The organism is Thermostichus sp. MS-CIW-37, assembly GCF_054060065.1.
Map to the genome: position 1 here is coordinate 45,302 of NZ_JBSSCV010000018.1, position 22,255 is coordinate 67,556.

General features: G+C 59.3%; 23 protein-coding genes. 14 read left to right on the top strand and 9 right to left on the bottom strand.

Annotated features, from left to right (window positions below):
* Positions 1 to 6 precede the first annotated feature (6 nt).
* Entirely contained in the window at positions 7 to 540 is a 534-nt protein-coding gene (locus tag ACVWYZ_RS09410) for a TM2 domain-containing protein (RefSeq protein ID WP_457466892.1), read from the bottom strand.
* 255 nt (positions 541 to 795) lie between these two features.
* On the opposite strand from ACVWYZ_RS09410, the gene ACVWYZ_RS09415 reads away from it, so the two are divergent.
* Together ACVWYZ_RS09415 and ACVWYZ_RS09420 are read left to right on the top strand one after the other, a co-directional pair.
* Positions 796 to 1,071, top strand: coding sequence for a hypothetical protein (locus ACVWYZ_RS09415; RefSeq protein WP_414375133.1), 276 nt, complete (start codon positions 796 to 798; stop codon positions 1,069 to 1,071).
* A gap of 80 nt (positions 1,072 to 1,151) precedes the next feature.
* The gene (locus ACVWYZ_RS09420; protein WP_414355801.1) at positions 1,152 to 2,126 is read left to right on the top strand and encodes an ABC transporter permease; all 975 of its coding nucleotides are present in this window, start codon (positions 1,152 to 1,154) and stop codon (positions 2,124 to 2,126) included.
* Between the two features lie 68 nt (positions 2,127 to 2,194).
* Here the strand turns inward: ACVWYZ_RS09420 and ACVWYZ_RS09425 are convergent, their stop codons facing one another.
* Positions 2,195 to 2,704: a MarR family winged helix-turn-helix transcriptional regulator gene (locus tag ACVWYZ_RS09425; RefSeq protein WP_414375135.1), complete on the bottom strand. Its 510-nt coding sequence runs from the start codon at positions 2,702 to 2,704 to the stop codon at positions 2,195 to 2,197.
* A gap of 298 nt (positions 2,705 to 3,002) precedes the next feature.
* Positions 3,003 to 4,250 (bottom strand): molybdopterin molybdotransferase MoeA, encoded by a 1,248-nt coding sequence (locus ACVWYZ_RS09430; protein WP_414418318.1) that lies wholly within the window; start codon positions 4,248 to 4,250, stop codon positions 3,003 to 3,005.
* Positions 4,251 to 4,596: 346 nt separating this feature from the next.
* Between ACVWYZ_RS09430 and ACVWYZ_RS09435 the strand changes: the two genes are divergently transcribed.
* From ACVWYZ_RS09435 to ACVWYZ_RS09465, 7 genes are read left to right on the top strand one after another with little or no spacing between them, the layout of a single operon-like run.
* The gene (locus tag ACVWYZ_RS09435; RefSeq protein WP_414408265.1) at positions 4,597 to 4,959 is read left to right on the top strand and encodes a cation:proton antiporter subunit C; all 363 of its coding nucleotides are present in this window, start codon (positions 4,597 to 4,599) and stop codon (positions 4,957 to 4,959) included.
* Entirely contained in the window at positions 4,952 to 6,412 is a 1,461-nt protein-coding gene (locus ACVWYZ_RS09440) for a cation:proton antiporter (RefSeq protein WP_457466893.1), read from the top strand. Before ACVWYZ_RS09435 ends, ACVWYZ_RS09440 begins: the two co-directional genes overlap by 8 nt.
* On the top strand, positions 6,396 to 6,800 hold the full coding sequence (locus tag ACVWYZ_RS09445; RefSeq protein ID WP_414357737.1) for a cation:proton antiporter: 405 nt from the start codon (positions 6,396 to 6,398) through the stop codon (positions 6,798 to 6,800). Before ACVWYZ_RS09440 ends, ACVWYZ_RS09445 begins: the two co-directional genes overlap by 17 nt.
* Positions 6,797 to 7,048, top strand: a complete 252-nt coding sequence (locus tag ACVWYZ_RS09450) for a hypothetical protein (RefSeq protein ID WP_414417674.1) — start codon at positions 6,797 to 6,799, stop codon at positions 7,046 to 7,048. Before ACVWYZ_RS09445 ends, ACVWYZ_RS09450 begins: the two co-directional genes overlap by 4 nt.
* 19 nt (positions 7,049 to 7,067) lie before the next feature.
* Positions 7,068 to 7,349, top strand: a complete 282-nt coding sequence (locus ACVWYZ_RS09455; protein WP_011431879.1) for a monovalent cation/H(+) antiporter subunit G — start codon at positions 7,068 to 7,070, stop codon at positions 7,347 to 7,349.
* A 9-nt stretch (positions 7,350 to 7,358) separates the two neighbouring features.
* Positions 7,359 to 7,880: a DUF4040 domain-containing protein gene (locus ACVWYZ_RS09460; protein WP_457466894.1), complete on the top strand. Its 522-nt coding sequence runs from the start codon at positions 7,359 to 7,361 to the stop codon at positions 7,878 to 7,880.
* The gene (locus ACVWYZ_RS09465) at positions 7,877 to 8,557 is read left to right on the top strand and encodes a Na(+)/H(+) antiporter subunit B (protein WP_457410643.1); all 681 of its coding nucleotides are present in this window, start codon (positions 7,877 to 7,879) and stop codon (positions 8,555 to 8,557) included. Before ACVWYZ_RS09460 ends, ACVWYZ_RS09465 begins: the two co-directional genes overlap by 4 nt.
* A 227-nt stretch (positions 8,558 to 8,784) precedes the next feature.
* Here the strand turns inward: ACVWYZ_RS09465 and ACVWYZ_RS09470 are convergent, their stop codons facing one another.
* Both ACVWYZ_RS09470 and ACVWYZ_RS09475 read right to left on the bottom strand, forming a co-directional pair.
* Positions 8,785 to 9,288 carry a PIN domain-containing protein gene (locus ACVWYZ_RS09470; RefSeq protein ID WP_457466902.1) on the bottom strand — a complete coding sequence of 168 codons (504 nt, stop codon included), beginning with the start codon at positions 9,286 to 9,288 and terminating at the stop codon, positions 8,785 to 8,787.
* Positions 9,260 to 9,493, bottom strand: coding sequence for a FitA-like ribbon-helix-helix domain-containing protein (locus ACVWYZ_RS09475; RefSeq protein WP_457466895.1), 234 nt, complete (start codon positions 9,491 to 9,493; stop codon positions 9,260 to 9,262). The genes ACVWYZ_RS09470 and ACVWYZ_RS09475 overlap by 29 nt, the downstream gene beginning before the upstream one ends.
* Before the next feature lie 279 nt (positions 9,494 to 9,772).
* On the opposite strand from ACVWYZ_RS09475, the gene carB reads away from it, so the two are divergent.
* On the top strand, positions 9,773 to 12,988 hold the full coding sequence (gene carB, locus ACVWYZ_RS09480; protein WP_457466896.1) for a carbamoyl-phosphate synthase large subunit: 3,216 nt from the start codon (positions 9,773 to 9,775) through the stop codon (positions 12,986 to 12,988).
* A 341-nt stretch (positions 12,989 to 13,329) separates the two neighbouring features.
* Positions 13,330 to 14,385 carry a photosystem II q(b) protein gene (gene psbA, locus ACVWYZ_RS09485; RefSeq protein ID WP_457466897.1) on the top strand — a complete coding sequence of 352 codons (1,056 nt, stop codon included), beginning with the start codon at positions 13,330 to 13,332 and terminating at the stop codon, positions 14,383 to 14,385.
* A 6-nt stretch (positions 14,386 to 14,391) separates the two neighbouring features.
* On the opposite strand, the gene ACVWYZ_RS09490 is transcribed toward psbA, so the two are convergent.
* The 3 genes from ACVWYZ_RS09490 to ACVWYZ_RS09500 all read right to left on the bottom strand — a co-directional run bounded on the left by ACVWYZ_RS09490 (position 14,392) and on the right by ACVWYZ_RS09500 (position 18,327).
* Positions 14,392 to 16,242, bottom strand: coding sequence for an aspartate kinase (locus tag ACVWYZ_RS09490; RefSeq protein ID WP_414341566.1), 1,851 nt, complete (start codon positions 16,240 to 16,242; stop codon positions 14,392 to 14,394).
* Between the two features lie 44 nt (positions 16,243 to 16,286).
* On the bottom strand, positions 16,287 to 17,822 hold the full coding sequence (locus ACVWYZ_RS09495; protein ID WP_457466898.1) for a site-2 protease family protein: 1,536 nt from the start codon (positions 17,820 to 17,822) through the stop codon (positions 16,287 to 16,289).
* A 250-nt stretch (positions 17,823 to 18,072) separates the two neighbouring features.
* The gene (locus tag ACVWYZ_RS09500; protein WP_457466899.1) at positions 18,073 to 18,327 is read right to left on the bottom strand and encodes a DUF751 family protein; all 255 of its coding nucleotides are present in this window, start codon (positions 18,325 to 18,327) and stop codon (positions 18,073 to 18,075) included.
* Between the two features lie 327 nt (positions 18,328 to 18,654).
* On the opposite strand from ACVWYZ_RS09500, the gene ACVWYZ_RS09505 reads away from it, so the two are divergent.
* Entirely contained in the window at positions 18,655 to 19,257 is a 603-nt protein-coding gene (locus ACVWYZ_RS09505) for an ATP synthase subunit B family protein (protein ID WP_414375148.1), read from the top strand.
* A 166-nt stretch (positions 19,258 to 19,423) separates the two neighbouring features.
* Positions 19,424 to 20,071, top strand: a complete 648-nt coding sequence (locus tag ACVWYZ_RS09510) for a flavin prenyltransferase UbiX (protein WP_414356563.1) — start codon at positions 19,424 to 19,426, stop codon at positions 20,069 to 20,071.
* Positions 20,072 to 20,196: 125 nt separating this feature from the next.
* On the opposite strand, the gene ACVWYZ_RS09515 is transcribed toward ACVWYZ_RS09510, so the two are convergent.
* The gene (locus ACVWYZ_RS09515; RefSeq protein WP_457466900.1) at positions 20,197 to 21,315 is read right to left on the bottom strand and encodes an alpha/beta fold hydrolase; all 1,119 of its coding nucleotides are present in this window, start codon (positions 21,313 to 21,315) and stop codon (positions 20,197 to 20,199) included.
* A gap of 101 nt (positions 21,316 to 21,416) precedes the next feature.
* Here ACVWYZ_RS09515 and ACVWYZ_RS09520 point away from each other — a divergent pair, with 101 nt between their 5' ends.
* Positions 21,417 to 22,070 (top strand): cobalt-precorrin-8X methylmutase, encoded by a 654-nt coding sequence (locus tag ACVWYZ_RS09520; RefSeq protein ID WP_457466901.1) that lies wholly within the window; start codon positions 21,417 to 21,419, stop codon positions 22,068 to 22,070.
* Positions 22,071 to 22,255: the final 185 nt, after the last annotated feature.

The window sequence follows — 22,255 nt, forward strand, 5'->3', positions numbered from 1 at the left end:
GGGCATCTAGAGCGAACGTTGGTCGGGGGAGCGGCGCAGCAGGTGAAGGAAATGGTATTCCACGGCACCGGTGGTCGGGTTGTTCTCGGGGGAAGCGATGCCCCGCCGGCTCAGCTCTTGCAATGCTTTTTCAATCTCATCAAAATCGGCAGGCAAGTCGATAGCGATTTCCGAAAGGGTGAGGACCCCTTGCCGCTGTTGGGCTAGCCGCAGGATCTCCCGCATCAGAGCTTGACCTTTGAGGGGCTGAGGAGGTGCTGAGGTGGTTTTTGAGGAAGCTGGGGATGGGGAGGGTCGGGATCCCTGTAGAACTGCCAGTTTGAAGTTGTGATTTTCCACCATGCCTGGGATCAAAAACAGGTCGATCAACTGCCCAATGCCCAACAGGCCAAAGGTGAACAGCCAGAGAACGCCTGTGCCGGTCTTGCCCAGGTAGAGGCGATGGACGCCACAGATCCCGAATATGCCCAACGCCCAGAGGATGTAGGCGGTACCGACGGATTTGGGTTCGGCGGGGGGCAGCAGGTAGCGAGAACTCATGGGGATTTGACGAGATAACTTTGAGCGGGTACTCCAAGTCTAAGTCTGTCATCTCCTGGCCTGGACGGGCAGAAGAGAACCGGCAAAACCAATCCCTTTACCTCTAAAAGCGAGCTTGGACCCCTTCTAGGCTACTGCCTGAGGGAGGGCAGCCTCAACGGGAAAAGAACCGGAATAATGAGATCTGAAGCTCCCCAAGCTCGAAGAACTCCGTCCTGCCATCGCGAACGGTGGGCACACTCATAGGGAAGGTCAATGCTCGAGCCAATTTTAATCGGGTTGAGCGCTGTGCTCTGGGGCGGCCTCTGGGGCTACGCCACGCTGCTGGTCGTGCTGGTGAACTTTAAAGAGCAGGGATCGGTTTATGCCTATCCGATGCAAGCGGTGTTGGATCGCTTCGTGGAATCCTTGGGGTTAGACTGGCTCAAAGCTCTCCATGCTATGCAACTGAGGCCGCTGCGCCAGATCAGCTATGCTCTGTTCGGCGCCGTCACCTTGGGGGTGGCTTTCATGCTCTGGGTGTTGGGCTGAGGCGATGCCCAGATCAACAGGCGCATTCGCGCAGCAACTGCAAATGCATCAACCCAACCCGAGTTCTCGACAGGCCCATCATGAACGCTGCTCAACTGGTCGCCATCCTCTCTACTGCCATTGCCACCGCCACACCGTTGGTCTTTGCCTGCATAGGGGAAACCATTACCGAGCGGGCGGGGGTGATCAATCTCTCCGCAGAGGGGACGATCATGCTGGCCGCCATGGTTGGGTTCGCCGTGGCCAAGCTGACGGGAAGTCTGGCGTTGGGCTTTTTGGCTGCCGCCGCTGTGGGAGTGCTGTTTGCTGGGATTGTGGCCTTCGGCTCGCTGACCCTGAAGGGATCCCAAATTGCCATTGGTTTTGTCTTGGCCCTGTTGGGGGCGGATTTGTCTTCCTTTTTGGGCAATCCGTTCGTGCGGATCCCAGGGCCAACGGTGCCCAGCCTGCCGATCCCCTTCTTGAGAGAGGTGCCACTGCTGGGGCCGCTCCTGTTCCGAGGGGATCTGTTGCTGTACGCCAGCTACGCGCTCATCGGGGGAACTTGGTTCTTTTTTTATCGCACTCGGCCTGGCCTGATGTTGCGGGCCATGGGAGAACAGCCGGCAGCAGCCTTTGCCCGGGGCACCGATGTCATTTTCTGGCGCTATGTCTATACCCTTGTGGGGGGATCCCTATTGGGCTTGGCGGGAGCTGCTTTTTCTCTGGATTTCAAGGCCGGCTGGAGCCACCGACATACAGCAGGGTATGGCTGGATTGCTTTGGCCATCGTCATCTTCGGCGGCTGGAACCCCTTGCGGGTAGCCCTGGGGGCCTACCTGTTCGGCATTTTGCAGTCCTTTGCCGGAGTTGCCCAGACTACCATCCGCGCCGTGCCCACCCAAGTTTTTACGGTGGCTCCCTTTGTGTTGATGATTTTGGTGTTGGTGCTCACTTCTGGGGAATGGTGGGAGTACGGCTTGCGCGGGATCCCACCTCGGCTGCGGCGCTGGATCCAGCAGGCGGTGAAGGCCACTCCGCCGGCAGCTCTGGGGCAGCCGTTTGAACCGGGCTAGAGGTTGCTTCCGGCACTGCGGCTTGGGGGTCGCTGATCAGCCGGATCGGAGAGGGGAATCTGAAAGCGCTAGAAAATAGCCTGCAGTTTTTTAAGGCAAGCCTGGATCTGCGCCATTTCCGAGGGATCCAGCTTTTGGAAACGCTCTTTCAAGTAGGCGATGTGGGCCGGGAAAATTTCCTCAAACAGTTTTTCCCCCGCCTCTGTCAGCACGACCTTAAAGCAGCGTCGGTTTTCCGGGGGCACTTCCCGGCGCACCAGCCCTTTTTGTTCCAGGCGATCCACAATGCCGGTCAGTGTCCCTTTGGTCACCAGCGTTTTTTGGGCCAGGACATTCATGGTCATCCCAGGGGTATTGCCGAGGGTCACCAACACATCAAATTGGGGGGCGGTCAGCCCCATTTGCCGAATATGAACCCCGGCATAATTTTCAAAGGCTTGGTAGGCCCGCGCCAGGTCTCGCAACAGCCCCAAAAAAGGCTCACGGGCCGCCGCCACCGTCCGCGTCAGCGGAACGGAGTCCTCAGGGTTGAGAACCTCGTCGCTTTGAAGAGGAGGAGAGTTAGCGGGAGTGGGCATGGTTGAAGATCGCTGTTCGCGTTGGTGGAACAGAGTCCTGAGGGAACTCAACCCCAAAGGACAGTCTCGGCTCTATGATAGCCCACCGTAGTACAGTTCTAACGCAAATTATGGTCATTTCGATCCAAGCCAGGATACTGCACCTATGCCTAAAACCCTAAAACATTGAATGCACTGGGCCAGAAGGCTTTTCAAGGACTCCGTCCCGCTGGCGCGACCAGTAGCTCGGGTATCTCATCCTAAACTGAAACGACTATGACGGTTATTCCGGCAGCAGCGAAAGAAGGGCTAGGGATCTTCAGGGCAGTTGCAGCACCTGAACGGGCGAACCGGCAGGGATCTGGGTTGTTCCCACCGGCAGCACAGCCAAGGCATTGCAGCCGGCCAGACTGATGAGATTGCCGGAATTGAGGTTGGCGGCGGGCTGAAATCGGATCCCTTCGGGCTTGACCTGCAGCCGTCCCCAGAGGTAGTGTTCCCGCCGACCGTCGGCATGCAGATCCACAGCGCTGAAGGCGGAGAGGATCTGCCAGTAGGGGGGCAGGGATCCGCCCATTTTTCGCAGAGCCGGGTGCAAAAAGCGCCAGAAGGTCACCAGGGCAGAGGCAGGGTTGCCCGGCAGGCCAAAGTAGAGCTTGGGAGGGCCGTGGGGATTGGGAAAACGGGCCACCGTCAGGGGTTTGCCCGGCTTGATGGCCACACTGCGGATGAAAATCTCGCCTCCCAACTCCTCCAGCACCTTTTCCACCAGGTCAAAATCCCCCACCGATACCCCTCCAGAAGAGATCACCCCATCGGCAGAGGCCAGGGCCTGCTGGACGACCTGCCGCAACACCTGAAGCCGATCCGGCACGATGCCCAACTGGATCGGGATCCCACCCGCTGCCTTGACCAGAGCCGCCAGGCCGTACTGGTTGGAATCCACAACCTGCCCCGGCCCCGGCACCTGCTGGATGGGCACTAGCTCATCCCCTGTCGAGAACAGGGCTACCCGGGGCTGACGAAACACCGGCACCATCGCCTGTCGGATGGCAGCCAAAACGGCCAGCTCCGCTCCACCCAAAGCCTGCCCTGTCAACAGAACGGGATCCCCCTGCCGGGCAAAGTCTCCTTGGGGCCGGACAAATTGGCCCCGTTGCGGACGCTGCAAGAGGCGGACGGTTCCCGGCGAAGGTTGCTGCGTGTCTTCCTGCATCACCACGGTGTCCGCACCGCCGGGCAAGATAGAGCCGGTGTAGAGACGCACCGCTTGTCCGGGCTGGAGATCTCGGGTGGGTGCCTTCCCGGCGGGGAGAGTCTCGATCACCTGTAGCTCACAAGGGATCCCCGCTTGCACATCTTCATGGCGCACGGCATAGCCATCCATGCTGGAGGTGGGCCGGGCCGGAAAATCTTGGGGGCTATACAAAGTTTGGCTGAGAACGCGGCCTTGGGCGGATCCCAGCTCCACCCACTCTGTGCCCAGCGGCTGAACCGCCTGCAAAATCAGGGCTTCTGCTTCGGCCACCGGCAGCATCACGGCTTTTACAACCCCCTTCTCCAACACCTTTCTTCAGCATCCAGAAGTCGGTTCCGCCAAGGCCATTAAATTACAACTTAAACTGCGAACAGCAGCCATCAATTCCGACCTTGGCATGAGAAGTGTATGACCAGGATCCCACCAAGCCCCAGAGCTGGCAAGAAGTCGGGTCAAGTTGCTTATTCGGAGTCTGCAACTCTTTCTACTTCGGGATCCCGGCCTTGTTGGGGAGATGGGGATCCCGGCAGCGTTGCAACCGGCCATAGGCTATCTGGCTGCTGTGACTGCGGAAGCTGGATACTGGTCGCGTAGCGGGCGTAGCCTTAGGACGACTGAGCCACCGGATAGCTCGAGTGCAGCAAGCGAGGTGTCTATGTTAAATGCCGCCGTCATCCTCACGATCTTCCTTGGCTTCTGGGGAGTCGTGGTTAAGCGCAACCTCATTATGAAGATCCTGTCTATGGATGTCATGAGCACCGGGGTCATCGCCTTCTTCGTGATCTGGGCAGCCCGGAGCGGTGTGTTCACCCCCATCTACAAACCCTGGCGCGAGCTGGACTATGCCGACCCGGTGCCTCAGGGGATCATCCTCACGGCCATCGTCATCGGCCTGTCGGTACAAGCCTTGATGTTGGTGGGGGTGATGAAGCTCTCCCGCAATCATCCCACCCTCGAAGTCGAGAGCATCGAACAGGCAGTCGCGTCAGGGGCGCAGAGCACTTCTACCGATGACTGAGCTGACGCTGGTATGGGTGGCGCTGCCCTTTCTGCTGGCCTTCACAACCTACTTGATGCCAGCCCTAACCCGTCCCAGCCTGGTGGGGATGGCTGCGCTGACGGTGGTCTATGCGGTGCAGCAGGGGGGCTTGCCCGGCACAACCGCCACACCCCTGGAGCTACAGCTTTTGGATCACTTCGGGGTGACGCTGCGGATCGATGCCAATGGAGCAGCGATGCTCTTGGCCCACGGCCTGGTCACGCTAGGAGTGGCCCTGTATTTGGATAGACGCTTTGCGGGCAGCCGCTTTCTGGCCATGCAGTTGCTGATCGTCCACGGTAGCGCCAATGCTGTCGTCATCAGTGCCGACCTGATCAGCGTCTACGTTTCCCTTGAGGTGCTCAGCATCGGCGTGTTTTTGCTGCTGACCTACGGACGGCGGGCTGAGGGCCAACCCACAGTGGAGAGCCGCGAACGCCAGCTCTGGGTGGGGCTGCGCTACCTTTTCATGAGCAATGTGGCCATGCTCTTCTACCTGATGGGCGCAATCCTGGTCTATGTGCGCACGGGATCCCTGGCGATGAGCAGTTTAACTATGGCCGACCCCACAGCCTTGGCGCTGATTGCTGTGGGTCTTTTGGCCAAGGGGGCGATCTTCGTTGCCGGCCTGTGGCTGCCCCTCACCTACGTTACCGCGGATCCCGTTGTTGCGGCGGTGCTCAGCGGTTTTACGACCAAAGCAGGAGCCATGGCTTTGGTGCGCTGCAGCCAGGCTTCGCCGGTCTTGGCCCAGGGGTTGCCCTACTTGAGCGCTGGTTCAGCCGTTTTCGGGATCCTACTGGCCTTGATGGCGAGCACGCCCCAGCACCTTCTCGCCTGGAGCTCGGTATCGCAGATGGGATTTGTGATTGCTGCCCCTCAATGGGCAGGTTTGTACGGTCTTGCCCATGGGTTGGCAAAGCCCTTGCTGTTTGTTGGAACAAGCGTGACCCATCCCTGGCGTTGGCCGATGCTGCTCTTGGGGACGGCTTCCCTGGCAGGGGTACCCGGCAGTTTGGGGTATGCGGCCAAGGCCCTCAGCTTGTCTGCTCTGGATCCCTGGCACGAGTGGCTGCTGGTGGGGGTTACCGTCGGCACCACGTGTTTAGGCGTGCGAGTGCTGCGGGCACCTGTTTCTCCAATGAAGGGGGCAACCACCTCTGCAACTCCTTGGCAAGATAAAGTGGCACTGGTGCTCTGGGGTGGGGGCTTGCTCTGGGGCTGGCTGCCGGCGGCCTTTGGCGCTGACAATCTTCTCAAAGCCCTGCTGAGCCTAGGCGTTGGGATCCCGCTGGGCTGGTTTTGGGAGCGGATCCCTTTGAAGAAAGGGTCGGTGAACGAGGGGCTGGAGGCCGTGGTGGGTGGCCTGAGCGTGGTGTTGGTGCTGGTTTGGGTTCTGTTTGGTGAGGTCAGTCATGGAGCGCTACCCTAAGCTGGGTCTATTGGAAATCGGCCTGCGGCTCTTGATTTGGTTTTTGCTGACGGGCAATCTGAGCTGGGACAATGTGGCCATTGGGGTAGCGGCAACACTGCTGCTGCCGCGCCAGGCTTCTGCACCGGTGCAATGGCGGGATTGGGGGCGGGTGCTCCAGGAAATTCTTCTCGCCATCCCAAGAGCCTACTGGGAAGCCTTCGAGATGATCCTCAAACCCCACACTGTTGAGGAAGTTGTATACAAACAAACCCTGCCCAACCGTTCAGCAGGGCTGGTGTTTCTGGATATCTTTTTAATTACCTTCACGCCCAAAACCATCGTGCTCAATTGCAATGCCCAAGGCACTTATGAAGTCCATGTGCTCAAGCCGCGGGAGGACGTGTGAACCTACTGCTGTTTCTCCTGACCCTAACGCTGTGCTTGCCCCTGTATGCCGCTTGGCTGAAGGAAGATATTTGGCAGACGATGCTCGCCTTTGCCAGCTTGGCCACAAAGACGGCCATCCTGATTTTGGTGGTGTCGGTGGTGCGGGATGATTGGATGATCGGGATTGTGGGGGTTTTGGTTTTGTCGGTGGGCAATGCGGCCTTAATGCTCTTGGCCCATGTACTGAAGCGGCTGGAAATGCTCTAGAAACGCCCTGGGGGTAAGTATGGAAGTCTGGGTGGAAGGTCTGAGCTATCTGTTGTTTGGGATTGGTGTGCTGTTTTGGCTGTGGGGAACGGCGCCGCTCCTTGGGGATCGCTCGATTTTATTTAAGCTGCACGGCCTTTCGGTGTCGGACACCCTGGGCTCTATGAGCATCATGCTGGGGCTGCTGTTGCGGATCCCACGGGAATGGCCCCTGTTGGTGTTGGCACTGATCTCCCTGGCTATTTGGAATACCATTCTGGGCTATGTGCTGGCGTTTTGCTCGCAGCGCAAGTCCCTATAGGAGGGCAGGATGGAAGAGACCCTGTTGCTGGTGATGGCGTTACTCCTGCCCCTGACGGCAAGCTTGGTGGTGACTCAGACCAATCCCTACCACGCCTTGGTAATGCGAGGGATCCTGGGGACGATTGCCGTCCTGATCTATGCGCTGTTTGGGGCGGCGGATGTGGCCCTGACCGAGGCACTGGTGGGCACCATGCTTTCTATTACCCTCTACGCCATTGCGGTGCGCTCTTCGCTGAGCATGCGCCTGGGCGTTCTCGAAGGCAGCCCTGTGCTGGAGGCCAGTACCTCAGCAGCACGGCAGTTGTTACAGCAGATGCGCCAAGGGCTACAGCGGTACCACATGCGCTTGGAGTTGACCGCCTATGGGAGTTCAGAGGCGTTGGTGGCTGCTCTTCGCAGCCGGGAGGTACACACCATTGCCCTTGAGCCCGCCGGAGAAGCAGCAGAGTATCGCCTGGTTACACGCGTGCCCCGCCTGCAGGCCATTTTGGCGCAGCAAGCTCTGGCCACTGAGGTGATGGCAACATGAAGTGGGTGTATGGGATAGCGGTGTTGCTGGCAGCCCTACAGCTCATCGTGGGCGAGGTGGGATCCGTGTCCCCCAATCCCACAGCGGGCGTGGCCTTAGTCGAGGCGGTGGAGATTCTGGCCAGCGAAAGCGGTGTGCCCAACGCGGTGACGGGTCTCATTCTGCGCAACCGCCTCTACGATACGGTCTTTGAAGTGGTGGTGTTTTCCACGGCAATTTTGGGCGCCCAATATCTGCTGGCGGATGAGCAGCCGACAGCCAATGTAGCTCAATTTACCGATATTCCCTCGATTGTGTTGGCGCGAGTGGGAGCCACCATTTCGGCTTTGATCGCGGTGGAGCTGGCCATTCGAGGGCACCTGACGCCGGGCGGAGGCTTTGCTGCCGGGGTGGCGGGGGGGACGGCCATTGGCTTGGTGGCGATCACCGCCTCTTCCACCTGGATGGAGGCCATCTACAAACGGTGGCGGGCTGCGATGTGGGAGAAGCTGTCGGTGGTGACGTTTATCGGGGTGGCCGTGGTGGCTCTGGCCGGCTGGGAATTGCCCAGAGGGGAGTTGGGAGCTCTGTTTAGCGGCGGCTGGATCCCGATTCTCAATATTCTGGTGGCGATCAAAGTGGCGCTGGGATCCTGGGCGGCAGTTTTGATCTTTATTCGCTACCGCGGCTTGTTATGAGGGTCTAAATGGGTTAACAAAGGAGGGGCGCGGGGAGCTATAAGTCCCGCGCTGTATGCAAAGCATCAGCGTCGGGATACATGGACTCCCCGCACTTGTCGATTCTCTCGATGGGATAAGACAAGTATTTACCATCAGCCATGGCCTGTGCAACAATGCAGTATAGTACCCAGGGACTCTGGGGAACGGAAACCGCCTGCCAAGTCGGTCTGTCGGGGGTCTATGACCTAGATAAGTGGCGTGGGGCAGGAATGCCTAACCGCGAGGTTAGGAAGCCCGCACTGTACCCGTAGGGTCAGCGTCGGGAGGATGTCACTGAGAGGTACCCCTGTCCCGGCAAAATCACGGACATTGCGAGTAACCAGGGTAAGTCCGTAAACCAAGGCTGTAGCAGCCAGTTGTTTGTCAATCGCATTTTGAGAGTGAGGTACGCACAGGCTTCCCCATACCTGGGCTTCGGTAATTGTGAAATCAAGAATGTGATCGGCATAGTCATCGACAACCGTTTGCAGCCACCTCTCCAGAAGGTTGGCTTGCAGATGATCGCCGCGATGGCGCATGAGTTCAACGCCTCGGCGGAGTTCGCCTAGCGTGATCACGCTGATGTAGATGCGGGCCTCTTGCTCAATGGCAGTTTGAAGAAATTCTTGAACCCCGGAGTTGGCTTGACTGTGTTTGCGCAGCTCACTGATGACGTTAGTGTCAAGCAAATACGTCATGGGCAGTGTTATCTTGCACCCGCTCAAAGTCTAAATCGTTGCCAACGTTAGGTATCGATCTGAGCACTTCGGCAAAGGACTGTTTCGCAGGCTGGAGTAAGACTTGCTCTAGGATTTTGCGGTGTTCGGCCTCTGCACTAACGCCGTGACGACTAGCCCTTTGTTTGAGAGCTTTGACAATGGCTTCGTCAACGTTGCGAACAATTAACGTGGCCATAGAGCGTTTCCTCGATCGGCAGATCCCTGGGTGGCTTTGCTGCGACGATAGCATTGATATCATCTAAAGTTCAAGTTTTCCCGTCTATTGATACTGATGAAGAAGCTGCCCTTTTGCGGGTTGCCCCAGAGAACTCCTGCCTGCCAGGGATCCAAGCTCTGCCTGCTGTGCATAGCCTTTGAAAGCGCAACACTCAAAAAAGAGGGATCCCGATGAGCAACTTGACCTGCAGGTGACCTCTACAATAGAAGGCTGACTCTGCCACCTGGTGGGATCCCTATGCCGCGCCGCACCGATATCCACAAAATCTTGCTCATTGGAGCGGGGCCGATCGTCATTGGCCAAGCCTGCGAATTCGACTACTCGGGCACCCAAGCCTGTAAAGCCTTGCGGGAAGAGGGCTATGAGGTCGTCTTGGTCAACTCTAACCCCGCCACCATCATGACGGATCCCAGTATGGCGGAGCGCACCTACATCGAGCCGGTGACGGCGGACTTTGTGGCCAAAATTATCGAGCGGGAACGCCCTGATGCTTTGCTGCCCACCATGGGCGGCCAGACGGCCCTCAACGTGGCGGTGCAACTGGCCCAGCAAGGGATCCTGGATCAGTACGGGGTAGAGTTGATTGGGGCCAAGCGGGAGGCCATTGAAAAAGCCGAAGACCGGGATCTCTTCAAGCAAGCCATGCAGCGGATTGGCTTGGCCGTGCCCCGCTCTGGCCTGGCCCACACCCTGGAAGAAGCCAAGCAGATTGCCCAGGAGATCGGCTATCCCCTCATCATCCGCCCGGCCTATACCCTGGGGGGCACCGGTGGTGGGGTGGCTTACAACCAGGAGGAGTTTGAAGAGATCTGCGCTGCCGGCTTGGAGGCCAGCCCCGTTTCCCAAATCTTGGTGGAAGAATCGGTCATCGGCTGGAAGGAGTTTGAGCTGGAGGTGATGCGGGATCTGGCGGATAACGTGGTGATCATCTGCTCCATAGAAAACATCGACCCAATGGGGGTGCACACCGGCGACTCCATCACCGTGGCCCCAGCCCAAACCCTCACCGACAAAGAATACCAGCGGCTGCGGGACTATGCCATCGCCATCATGCGCGAAATTGGCGTAGAGACCGGGGGATCCAACGTGCAATTTGCCGTCAACCCTGCCAACGGTGAGGTGCGGGTGATCGAGATGAACCCGCGGGTCTCCCGCTCTTCCGCTTTGGCCAGCAAGGCCACCGGCTTTCCCATCGCTAAGATCGCTGCCAAGCTGGCAGTGGGCTACACGCTGCCGGAGATCCCCAACGACATCACCCGCAAAACTCCGGCCAGCTTCGAGCCCACCATCGACTATGTGGTCACCAAGATCCCTCGCTTTGCTTTTGAAAAATTCCCCGGCGCAGAGCCGGTTCTCACCACCCAGATGAAATCGGTGGGGGAGGCGATGGCCATTGGCCGCACTTTTCAAGAATCCATCCAGAAGGCATTGCGTTCCCTGGAAATCGACCGTCCCGGCTTTGGCAGCGATAGGCCGGAGGTTTTCCCCAAGCCGGAGGAAGTGCGGGCCAACCTGCGCACCCCCAACCCCTTCCGATTGCTCACCATCCGCACCGCTCTGCTCATGGGCTTTTCTGCCCAGGAGATTGCCCAACTCACCCACATCGATCCCTGGTTTATCGACAAGCTACAGGAGTTGGTGGAGGTGGAGCAAGCCCTCAAGGGGCGGGAGCTGGGATCCCTGAGTGCTGAGGATCTGCGGCATCTCAAGCAAATGGGCTTCAGCGACCGACAAATTGCCCACCTCACTGGATCCACGGAACATCAGGTGCGGGCCTGCCGCAAAAGCCTGGGGGTGATCCCCACCTACAAAACTGTAGATACCTGCGCCGCCGAATTTGAGGCTGCTACCCCCTACCAGTACTCTACCTACGAGAGCGAGTCGGAGATTTTCCCGGCCCGCAAAGAGAAGGTGATGATCTTGGGAGGTGGCCCCAACCGCATCGGCCAGGGGATCGAATTCGACTACTGCTGTTGTCATGCTGCCTTTGCCCTCAGCCGCCTGGGTTACGAAGCGATCATGGTCAACTCCAACCCGGAAACCGTTTCTACCGACTACGACACCGCTGATCGCCTCTATTTTGAGCCGCTCACCCATGAAGAGGTGATGAACTTGGTGGATGCTGAGCAGCCGGTCGGCCTGATCGTGCAATTTGGCGGCCAAACTCCCCTCAAGCTGGCGCAGGGGCTGGCAGCAGCCCAGGCTCCCATCTGGGGAACTTCCCCCGACTCCATCGACATTGCTGAGGATCGGGGGCGCTTCGAGCGCATCTTGCGGGAGTTGGATATTCGCCAACCGGCCAACGGCATTGCCCGCAGCGTGGAAGAAAGCTTGGAAATTGCCCGCCGCATCGGCTATCCGGTGGTGGTGCGGCCCAGCTACGTCTTGGGGGGACGGGCTATGGAGATCGTCTATTCCGACCAAGACCTGCAGCGCTACATGCAACTGGCGGTGGCGGTGGATCCGGATCGTCCGGTGCTGGTGGATCAGTTCCTGGAAGAGGCGGTGGAGGTGGATGTGGATGCCATTGCCGACCGCACCGGCGCCGTAACCATCGGCGGCATTCTGGAGCACATCGAGCAGGCCGGGATCCACTCGGGCGATTCGGCCTGTGTATTGCCCAGCCGCACCCTCAGCCCCGAGGTGCTGCGGGTGATCCGCGAGTGGACGGTGAAGTTGGCCCAAGCTCTGAAGGTGGTGGGCCTGATCAACGTGCAATACGCCGTCCAAAAAGGTCAAGTCTATATCCTGGAGGCCAATCCGCGCGCCTCCCGCACCGTCCCCTTTGTCAGCAAGGCCATCGGCCATCCGCTGGCAGACTACGCCGCTCAGGTGATGAGCGGCAAAACCCTAGCCGAGCTGGGCTTTACCCAGGAGGTGATCCCCTCCCACATTGCCGTCAAAGAAGCGGTTTTGCCCTTCCACAAGTTTCCCGGCACCGACACGCTGCTGGGGCCGGAGATGCGCTCCACCGGTGAGGTGATGGGCATTGACACGGACTTTGGCCGCGCTTACGCCAAAGCCCAACTGGCGGCGGGGCAGAATCTGCCTCTCCAGGGGACGGTGTTCATTAGCGTCAGCGACCGGGATAAACAGGCGGTCATCCCGGTAGCCCGCGAGTTTGTGGGGCTGGGCTTTCGCCTGTTGGCCACCGAAGGAACCCAAAAAGTTTTAGCCGAGCACGGGATCCCGGTGGACAAAGTCCTCAAGCTGCACGAGGGACGGCCCCACGTCATCGACGCCATCAAAAATCACCAGATTCAGCTCATTATCAACACTCCTTCCGGTGTCGAGGCGCAGCAAGATGGCCAAAAGATCCGCCGCACTGCCCTGGCCTACAAGATCCCTCTGGTGACCACCTTGGCAGGAGCCAAAGCCACTGCGGCTGCCATCCGTGCTTTGCAGTCGGGATCCCTGCAGGTGAAGTGCTTGCAGGATTTTTTCTCTGTCTAGGATTCTGGAGGAAAAAAAGCAGGTCCCGGACGGCACCTCTTTCCTAAACCTATCCTTAAGAAACGTCTGCTCAAGCTTGGCTGCCATCAACTGCCAGTGACCGACCTTCGCCGGGAAGCTCTCAAAGACCTCCAAATTGCAACATATCGGTGCTGATTTGTATCGACAAATCCATTTTTTTCACAGTCCCGTTGCGAAAGTTAGGGATCCCTGTCGGCGTCCCTAAAACTGTCTAGCCTGAAAGAAGGAGACGCTTTTGGCGGTCGGCGCGGGAAGAGTTTTGCCCCGTTCAAGGAAGCCGACAAAGCAAAGAATGGTTTTGTCTCTTTAGGAGTTGGCCTATGAGTACGGTAATTCGCCGCTCCTCGGCTGCACGGCAGCTCTGGAGTTGGAATGGCTTTTGTCAATGGATAACCAGCACCGAAAACCGGCTGTACATCGGCTGGTTTGGCGTGTTGATGATCCCGACGCTGTTGGCGGCTGCCTTTTGTTTTGTGATCGCTTTTGTTGCTGCTCCGCCGGTGGATGTGGATGGGATCCGCGAGCCGGTGATCGGATCCTTGATAGGGGGGAATAATCTCATCTCGGCGGCGGTGGTGCCCACCTCAGCGGCCATTGGCCTGCACTTTTATCCCATTTGGGAAGCCGCTTCTTTGGATGAATGGCTCTACAACGGTGGCCCCTACCAACTGATCGTGCTCCATTTCCTGATCGGGGTGTGGTGCTACCTGGGCCGGCAATGGGAGCTGAGCTATCGCTTGGGTATGCGCCCCTGGATTGCGGTGGCGTTTTCCGCTCCGGCGGCGGCGGCTACGGCAGTGCTCTTGGTCTACCCCATCGGCCAGGGCAGTTTCTCGGAAGGCTTGCCCCTGGGGATCGCCGGCACCTTCTACTTCATGCTGGCTTTCCAGGCGGAGCACAATATCCTCATGCACCCTGCTAGCTGGCTGGGGGTGGCCGGCGTCTTTGGCGGCGCTCTGCTGGCCTCCCTGCACGGCTCCCTGGTGATCTCCAGCCTAATCCGCGAGACCTCGGAAGAAGAGTCACAAAATGCCGGCTACCGCTTCGGGCAGGAGGAAGTCACCTACAACTTCCTGGCCGGGCACTACGCGTTCTTGGGGCGGCTGGGGTTCCCCGGCCTGGGCCTGAGAAACAGCCGTTCCGTCCACTTCTGGATGGCGGCCCTGCCCACAGTGGGGATTTGGGCGGCGGCAATAGGTATCGGCATAATGGCCTTTAACTTGAACGGCTTGAACTTCAACCAGTCCATCCTGGACAGCCAGGGCCGGTTCATTCCCACCTACGCCGATCTCCTCAACCGCGCCAACTTGGGGATCCAAGTGATGCACGCCCCCAACGCCCACCATTTCCCCCTGCTGCTGGCGGCCAGACCCTGAGGCAGGCTAGGGGCAGTCCAGCCGGAAAGCGCGGTGAATAGCTTGCAAGGCCGGGATCCCTCGATCCCGGCGCACTACACAGCTCACCTTGATCTCCGAGGTGGCGATCATCTCGATGTTGATTCCCGCCTCGGCCAGAGCTGCAAACAGACGGGCAGCGACGCCGGGATAGGTTTCCATCTCAGCGCCGACAATGCTGACCTTGGCAATGTCGTGATCTGCGTCAACGCCTGCCGCCTGGAGTTCTTCGGCCACCTGCCGACAGACCGCCTCAGCAGCCATCGCTTGATCCTGAGGCACGGTGAAGGCAATGTCGGTGCTGGGGATCCCATTGTGGTAGCCCCGCTGGCTTTGGATGATGGTGTCCACGATGATCCCGGCAGCCGCCAAGCGCCCAAACAAATGGGCGGCAGTTCCCGGACGATCCGGCACTTTGCGAAGGCCCAGCCGCGATTGCTTCAAATCCAGGGCAACACCGCGTACCGGGTGGCTGTCTTGAGGGGCAGCCGGCATCTTTGCCCGATGCAAGTGGGGGATCACCTGGAACGATTCTCCCAGAGCCAAGGCGGCATCCCCGGCCCGCTCCGCAGCCACCACACAGCTCACCTTGATCTCGGACATGGAGATCATCTGCAAATTGATCCCGGCCTCGGCCAGCACCTGGAACATTTGCGCCGCGATCCCAGGTCGGCCCATCATCCCCACCCCGGCAATGCTGACTTTGGCCACCGCCTCATCCACAATCACCGCTGCACACTGCAGCTCTTGGCCAATCCGCCGGGCAACGGCTGCAGCCTCGGCCACCTGCGACCGGCTGACCGTAAAGGCAATGTCATTGGTGGGCTGGGGCACGGATCCCTGCGGCAAGGAGTCCGTCCCGCTGGCGCAAGAGGCTGTGAACTGGAGGGACTGCAAAATCAAATCCACATTCACCCCTGCTGCCGCGATCCCCTGAAAGAGCTGGGCGGCAATGCCAGGGCGATCCGGCACCCCCACCAACACCAACTTGGCCTGATCCCGATCCAGCTCCACCGTATCCACCGCCAGGCCCAGCTCGATACTGCTGTCGGCAGCACGAGGACGGGGGGGAGGAGAAAGAATGAGAGTGCCCTCGCATCCCGCCTGCAACGGCTCCAAGCTGGAGCGCACCCGCAGCTTCACACCGTAGTTGCGGGCAATTTCCACCGAGCGGGGATGCAGCACCTGGGCCCCCAAGCTGGCCAGCTCCAACATTTCATCACTGGTGATCTCCGGCAACAGCCTGGCCTCAGGCACCTTACGCGGATCCGTGGTGAAGATCCCCGGCACATCGGTGTAGATCTCACACAGCTCTGCTCCCAAAGCCACTGCCAAGGCCACCGCCGTGGTGTCGGATCCCCCCCGACCCAGGGTGGTGATCTCCAGCTCCGCCAGGCTGGTGATGCCCTGAAACCCGGCCACCACCACCACCTCTTCCCGCTCCAGGTGCTGCCACAGGCGGTCGGTGTGGATGTGCAAAATGCGGGCCCGGCTGTGATCCCGAGTGGTGACAATGCCCACCTGGGCTGCCGTCATGGAAAGGGCAGGACACCCCAGGCGTTGCAGCGCCAAAGCCACCAGGGCAATGCTCACCTGCTCACCGGTGGAAAGGAGCATATCCCATTCCCGCAACTGAGCCGGCGTGGTCGGGGATCCCTGCAATATCTGTTCCCCCAGATCCACAAGGCGATCGGTTTCATCCCCCATTGCCGAGACCACCACCACCACCCGATGTCCCCGCTCCACCGTGTGGGCCACCCGTTGGGCCACGGCTTGGATACGCTCGACAGAGCCGACAGAGGTACCGCCGTACTTTTGAACGATTAAGCTGCGTTCCATGAGAGAAGAACGAGGTCAGGGGCGGTTTGGATCCTACCCCGGATCTAGGCCAAGCCCAGCCCATTTTGCAAAAACGGCGGCACCGGCAGCAGGATCAGCACCAGCAGCGTGAGCATCCCCAGCCCCAGCAGATCCCGGGCCTCGTCCAGTTCCGTCACATCGTTGAGGGCCGGCTCGTCGGCACTGGAAATCACAAACAGCAGCAGCGCCCAGAGCAACAGCCAAGGCTGCACCGTCAAGGCCAGCAGCAGCACCAACCAGCGGGCTACCCGGCCTACATTCGCTCCCATCTGCTGTCCATACACCGCGTGGACAATGTGCCCCCCATCCAGTTGGCCCACCGGCATCAGGTTAAACGCGATCACCACCAGCCCCAGCCAGCCGGCAAAGGCCAGCGGGTGCAGATCGATCACCTGCCCCGGCTGCAACTGATCCCCCAGCACCATGCGGGCCAGAATTGCCAGCAGCACCGACAGGCGCGGGTCAAGGCGATGAAAACTAATCGGGGTTGGCTGCCCCTCGGGCACCGCGGGAGGATCTACAGGCGCCGAAAACACCAGCCCCAGCAACAACATGCCCAAAGCAACAAGGCTCCCTGCCAGCGGCCCGGCGACGGCGATATCAAACAACACCTTGCGGTTGGGCACCGGCTCTTTCAACTGGATAAACGCCCCAAAGGTTCCCAGAACAAAAGGCACCGGAATGAAATAGGGCAGCGAGGTTTTGATGTGGTGGCGGCGGGCCACCCAGTAGCGAGTCCACTCATGGGATCCCAAAATGGCAAGGATCCCTAGAGCATAAGGCAACCCTTGCATCAGAGAGGGCAAATGCAGTAGCCGGTCAGGGCTGACCCCAGCCGCTTGGGCCCCAGCACTGAGGGTGGTCCAGAAGGTGAACAGCAATAACCCCAGAGCCAGCAGCGGGAACTCTCGACTGTCCGCCGGGGAGCGCCGCGCCGCCGGGTTGGGCACCAGGGCAAAAAAGGGCTTGCCGGCAAACCCCTCCTGCAGCACCACCAAAAAGCGTTTGCCGAAGGTGGTTTCCACATTCTGCTGCACCCGCTCATAGGCTTCACTGGGATCCGCCCGCAAGTTGCCCCGGCAGATGATCGCCTGGGGACGGTACTCCACGTTTTGCAAATAAAAGACGCTCCAGGGGAAGCAGTGGCTCAGCTTTTCCCGCGGCACTTCGGAGATGGGGGTGTGGGCAAGAGCCACCGAGACCGGATCTGCGGCGCTGTCTTCTTCCTCTTCCTCCGGCTCAGGTTCTGCAGCCGGCGAGGGATCCGCTTCTGGGGATGCGTTTTCCACTTCGGGCCGAGGGTCTACGGTTGGGGGTCGAATGCCCCCTCGTCTCACCAAGGTCATGCTGGTAAAGTAAGAGGTGAGAAACAGCAGCAGCATCAGCAAGGGGGGCACCTCGTACTGGAACACCTGACGCCCCAGCACCCAAACCAAAGGGGGCAGCATCATCACCAGCCACAGGATCCGCCACGGCACCTTTGAGAGGCGGGCCACACTTTTTTGCAGCAGCAGGTAGGTTGCAGAACCCACCAGCGCCAACAGGATCCAATCTGCCATGAGTTGCAAAAATAAACGAGGGAACGGAGGAGAACACCTCTACCAAGCTAGCGGCAAATCCAATCCCCTCGCTACGACTTGCAGCCGGGATCCCTCAAGAGCCCAATTGTTGCGTGGCCTGCTCAGAGGTGTCCACCGTATCTGCTGGATCCCCAATTTCCGGGCGAGCTTTTCGCTTTTCTTGCGGGCGGCGGGGCGAAAAAAGGAATCTCCTTGAGGCGTGCCTCTGCTTCCGGCGTCCACTGTACGGCTAACCCAGCAGCCATTCTGGCAAAAAGGTATTCCCTGTCATGGCTCGCAGGGTGAAATAAACAAACAGCAGCAACAGCAGGGATCCCAGCGTCACCATGGCCGCCGCTGTTGGACTTTTGCGATACAGGCTAACAAAAGGCTGGAGGCCGGCCCAGATCCCCCCCAGCAAAACGGTAATAAAGTAGGTGGGGTAACGGGAGACATTCTCCACAAATTGGTCTTCCAGTCTGCGGGGGGGCTGCGGTTGTGGCATGAGCAGCTCGGGCTCTAACTCCTTTCTCCTCAGTGTGCCACAGGTTGCTGTCAACCACCCGGAGCTTGGCCATCTTCAGGGAATTGGCAGCAACTCAAAAAACGAACTTCCGTTGGCGCTCTTTTTGCAGCCGGGCAACTTCAGCTCCAATGGATAAAACAACGGCTGTGGCACCAACTGACCGGCGCCGGCCTCTGCCGCTTGGCTCATAGCCTCTGCAAGGGGGAAAATCTGCCATATTTGAGTATCAGAAAGAACATCTCCTTGACCAAAGAGGGGTTGGAGCGAAGGGGAGACTGCGCAGATTCAGGAAACCGAGAACCTGATATGGTAGGCGTTATCTTGCCTGCTTTGCCCGTTTGCTTGGCGCGGCCACTTTCTTCTGGACTGATGCGAGAATTGCCCTCTGATGCTTCCAATCGTGCCGGCGTACCGTTTGGGGATCAGACCCTGGCGCTGATGCGCGTCCAGGAGGCCCTAGATCAACTGGAGGCAGCCATTCTCAGCAGCCCTCGTCTGTTCTGGTCTCGCACCCTCATTGAAGAAGAAAAGATTCTGGAGCAGTTAGACTTTATCCGCCTGAACCTGCCGACAGCCCTGGAGGAAGCGGAAGAATTGCTGCGCCAGCGGGATCGGATCTTGGCGGAGGCCAATCGCTACGCCCAAGAAATTGTGGCCACGGCCCAGCGCAGGGCCGAGCAGCTCCTCAACGAATCGACCATTCTGCGACAGGCCCAAGCTCAAGCGGAGCAGTTGTTGCAACAAACCTATCAACAGAGTGAGGAAGTGCGGCGACAGACGCTTCAGGAATCGGAGCGCCTGCAGCGGGAGGCCCACCGTTACGTGGATCAGGTTTTGCAAGACCTGGAGTTGCGGTTGTTGGAATCCTTGCGGGTGATCCGCAACGGGCGACAAAATCTGCAAACCTAACAGCAAAGAGCCAGACTGCGACTTGAGCGCTGCCTTCAACCTGTGCCAGGAGCATTTTTATCCCGCGTTGTGCAAGTCTTTGGGAGCAGTGGGTTAGGGATCCCCTGAGCAGGCGAGGGACAGCTCCCCTCGCTAGACTTGAGCAGAAGACGTTCCCCGGCGGCCCTTGACATCCTCTCTGCCTATCATCCTTGGCGTATCTGGCGCTTCAGGGATGCTCTATGCTGTGCGTGCTCTGCATGTTCTGCTCAGCCTGGACTACTGTGTCGAAGTGGTGGTCTCCAAAGCGGCCTATCAGGTGTGGCAGGGAGAACACGGGGTGCTGCTGCCGACAGACCCCCGCAAGCAGGCCCACTTTTGGCGACAACAAGCCGAGAGCAGCGGTGGATCCCTGGTTTGTCATCGCTGGCAGGATGTGGGGGCAACCATTGCCAGTGGCTCCTATCGCACGCAGGGGATGTTGGTGATCCCATGCAGCATGGGTACAGTTGCCAAGTTGGCTGCCGGCTTGAGTTCGGATCTGCTGGAGCGGGCTGCCGATGTGCAGCTCAAGGAGGGACGACGCTTGGTGGTGGTGCCGCGGGAAACCCCCTTTAGCCTGATCCACCTGCGCAACTTGACCACTCTGGCAGAAGCGGGGGCGCGCATTGTTCCGGCCATTCCAGCTTGGTACCACCAGCCGCGTACCATCCTAGATTTGGTGGATTTTGTGGTGGTGAAGGCGTTGGATCAGTTCGGTATTGATGGCGATCTCATTCGCCGCTGGCAGGGGATGCGCCAGCATCAGATCCTCAAGCTGCCCCCTGATCTCTGAGCGGGATCCCTTTTCCCGGCAGCAGGCTGGGATTTGGCTTGGGGGTGTTCCAAGCTGGGGGGGCCCTGTGCCGATAGCCCTCACTTGTGGCACCTTGCCGGGAATAGCTCAGATCACTTGCTGAGCTAGCCGACTCGGGGATCCCGCCGAAGGTGGGTGGGCAAGTCAGGGCAGGTCTCCAGACTGGCCGCCCATTCCCCGATGAGGGTGTTGACCCAGTGGGGCAACTCGTCGTGGGCACAGTGGCCTACTCCCGGCAGCTTCACCAAGGCGAGGGCAGGTTGCCAGCGCTTAAATTGGTCTGCCAAAAAACTGGGCACTGCCGGATCTTCTCGGCCCCAAAGTAGCAAGATAGGCATTTTTAGGGTGGGCAGCAGGCGTTTGGGGCTGTCGAAGCGGCGGCAGAGAATGGCCCTCAGACCGTCCAAAAACACGTGGGCTGCCCCTGGCTCAAAGGCCGGCCTCTGGAAGATCTGCACCAGCTCGTCATCCACCTGCTCATCCCGCTTGTAGACATTCTTGATCCAAGCTCGTAGCACCTCGGTTTGTCGCAGCCAGTTGAAGAGGTGGGGATAAGTGAGGGGGCACCCCAGCAACGACAGAATCCCTTCGCATAGGGCTCGCACCAGAGCATCCCAGGGAGAGGGCAATTCTTCCGGATGGGGCCCATCGGCGCAGCTAATCAAGCACAGGCCCTTCACCATCTGGGGATAGCGGGCGGCGGCAATTACCCCCACCAAGCCCCCGATGGAATGGCCTACCAGGATGCTGGGCTGCTGAATGTGAGTTTGCCAAAACTCGTACACCTGCTCCACCCACAGATCAACGCTGTAGGCGATCTCCGGCTTGGCACTCTTGCCAAATCCCAGCAGGTCGAGGGCATAGACGGAGCGCTGGGATCCCAGAGGGAGAATGTTGTGGCGCCAATGACCCACTGACGCTCCAAATCCATGGATTAAAAGGGCCGGAGCTGCCGTCAAGTTGACGACACCGGCAAGGGTTTGGGCGCGACTAGGGGTGTAGGTGAAATGGATGGGCCAGCCCCGCCAATGCCAGGTTTGGGAGTAGCCGTAGCGAGGCAAAGCCGACAAGGGATCCCTGTCGCTGCCCGTTGGGGAAGGGGAGGGCGCATCAACAGAGGAGAAACCGGGATTGCCGACGGAATTGGCGCTGACCCGAGCAGAAGGGGAAGGATGGGAGTTGAGTCTGTGCAAGGGAGGAGTGGGTGACAACAATAGGCTCATCTCCAATTTAGGCTAGACCAATCTTAGTGGTTTCCTCGGCTCATCATTTAATAGGACGTACTTTGCCACCGGTTCTTCTATATCTTCCAGGACATGCCAGCATGACTGTGTCCATAACCCCAGACCCAATGGATGAAGCCTTCGGGATAGACCCGATTACCGCTGCCAGCTTTCGCCAGATCGATCAGGAGATCGGCCCCCACCCCTGGCAAGGGATCCCTTATGAGGTGGTGCGCCGTGCCATTCATGCCACTGCCGACTTTGAGCTGCGGGATCGCTTTTTCTTCGGCCCCAACGCCGTTGAACACGCCCTGGCAGCCCTACGGCAAAAGCAGCCTGTCATTGTCGATGTCAGGATGGTGGCAGCTGGGATCCAGTCAGGTCTGAAAGCCCAAGGGATCCCGCTCCATTGCGCTTTGGACTGGGTGGAGGAGCCTCGTTGGCCCGGCCAAACCCGTGCCGCTAATGGGATGGTGAACTTAGCACGCCGCCATCCGGAAGCCCTGTTTGTCATCGGCAATGCCCCCACTGCACTGCTGGCTTTGGTGGAGGAGATTCGGGCGCAGCGGGTCAAGCCGGCCTTGGTGATCGGAGTGCCGGTGGGATTTGTGGCGGTGGAAGAGGCCAAGCAGGCGTTGGCGCAAACGGATGTTCCCCAGATTCGCGTGGAGGGCCGCAAAGGCGGATCCCCAGTTGCTGCTGCCATTGTCAATGCCCTTCTCTTGGCAGCTCAACGGGATCCCATCCCCAACTGACTAGAATTGAAGGGATATCTTCAGCTAGAAATCGCAGGAGCCCCGCACTGTACCCGTAGGGTCAGTGTCGGGAGGAATGCGGAAGTTATGTATGATAGAACCATGACCCAAGTCCTGACCGTCTCCTGCAAGCTCAAGGTGTCCCAGTCGCAAGCCGCAAAGTTGGATGCGACAATGGATGCCTT

Coding starts and splice junctions, on each gene's coding strand:
- ACVWYZ_RS09475 (WP_457466895.1), bottom strand. CDS start 9,493: ATGGCCACGTTAATTGTTCGCAACGTTGACGAAGCCATTGTCAAAGCT.
- ACVWYZ_RS09460 (WP_457466894.1), top strand. CDS start 7,359: ATGGAAGAGACCCTGTTGCTGGTGATGGCGTTACTCCTGCCCCTGACG.
- ACVWYZ_RS09435 (WP_414408265.1), top strand. CDS start 4,597: ATGTTAAATGCCGCCGTCATCCTCACGATCTTCCTTGGCTTCTGGGGA.
- carB (WP_457466896.1), top strand. CDS start 9,773: ATGCCGCGCCGCACCGATATCCACAAAATCTTGCTCATTGGAGCGGGG.
- psbA (WP_457466897.1), top strand. CDS start 13,330: ATGAGTACGGTAATTCGCCGCTCCTCGGCTGCACGGCAGCTCTGGAGT.
- ACVWYZ_RS09500 (WP_457466899.1), bottom strand. CDS start 18,327: ATGCCACAACCGCAGCCCCCCCGCAGACTGGAAGACCAATTTGTGGAG.
- ACVWYZ_RS09505 (WP_414375148.1), top strand. CDS start 18,655: ATGGTAGGCGTTATCTTGCCTGCTTTGCCCGTTTGCTTGGCGCGGCCA.
- ACVWYZ_RS09415 (WP_414375133.1), top strand. CDS start 796: ATGCTCGAGCCAATTTTAATCGGGTTGAGCGCTGTGCTCTGGGGCGGC.
- ACVWYZ_RS09465 (WP_457410643.1), top strand. CDS start 7,877: ATGAAGTGGGTGTATGGGATAGCGGTGTTGCTGGCAGCCCTACAGCTC.
- ACVWYZ_RS09520 (WP_457466901.1), top strand. CDS start 21,417: ATGACTGTGTCCATAACCCCAGACCCAATGGATGAAGCCTTCGGGATA.
- ACVWYZ_RS09410 (WP_457466892.1), bottom strand. CDS start 540: ATGAGTTCTCGCTACCTGCTGCCCCCCGCCGAACCCAAATCCGTCGGT.
- ACVWYZ_RS09420 (WP_414355801.1), top strand. CDS start 1,152: ATGAACGCTGCTCAACTGGTCGCCATCCTCTCTACTGCCATTGCCACC.
- ACVWYZ_RS09440 (WP_457466893.1), top strand. CDS start 4,952: ATGACTGAGCTGACGCTGGTATGGGTGGCGCTGCCCTTTCTGCTGGCC.
- ACVWYZ_RS09425 (WP_414375135.1), bottom strand. CDS start 2,704: ATGCCCACTCCCGCTAACTCTCCTCCTCTTCAAAGCGACGAGGTTCTC.
- ACVWYZ_RS09495 (WP_457466898.1), bottom strand. CDS start 17,822: ATGGCAGATTGGATCCTGTTGGCGCTGGTGGGTTCTGCAACCTACCTG.
- ACVWYZ_RS09445 (WP_414357737.1), top strand. CDS start 6,396: ATGGAGCGCTACCCTAAGCTGGGTCTATTGGAAATCGGCCTGCGGCTC.
- ACVWYZ_RS09515 (WP_457466900.1), bottom strand. CDS start 21,315: ATGAGCCTATTGTTGTCACCCACTCCTCCCTTGCACAGACTCAACTCC.
- ACVWYZ_RS09455 (WP_011431879.1), top strand. CDS start 7,068: ATGGAAGTCTGGGTGGAAGGTCTGAGCTATCTGTTGTTTGGGATTGGT.
- ACVWYZ_RS09490 (WP_414341566.1), bottom strand. CDS start 16,242: ATGGAACGCAGCTTAATCGTTCAAAAGTACGGCGGTACCTCTGTCGGC.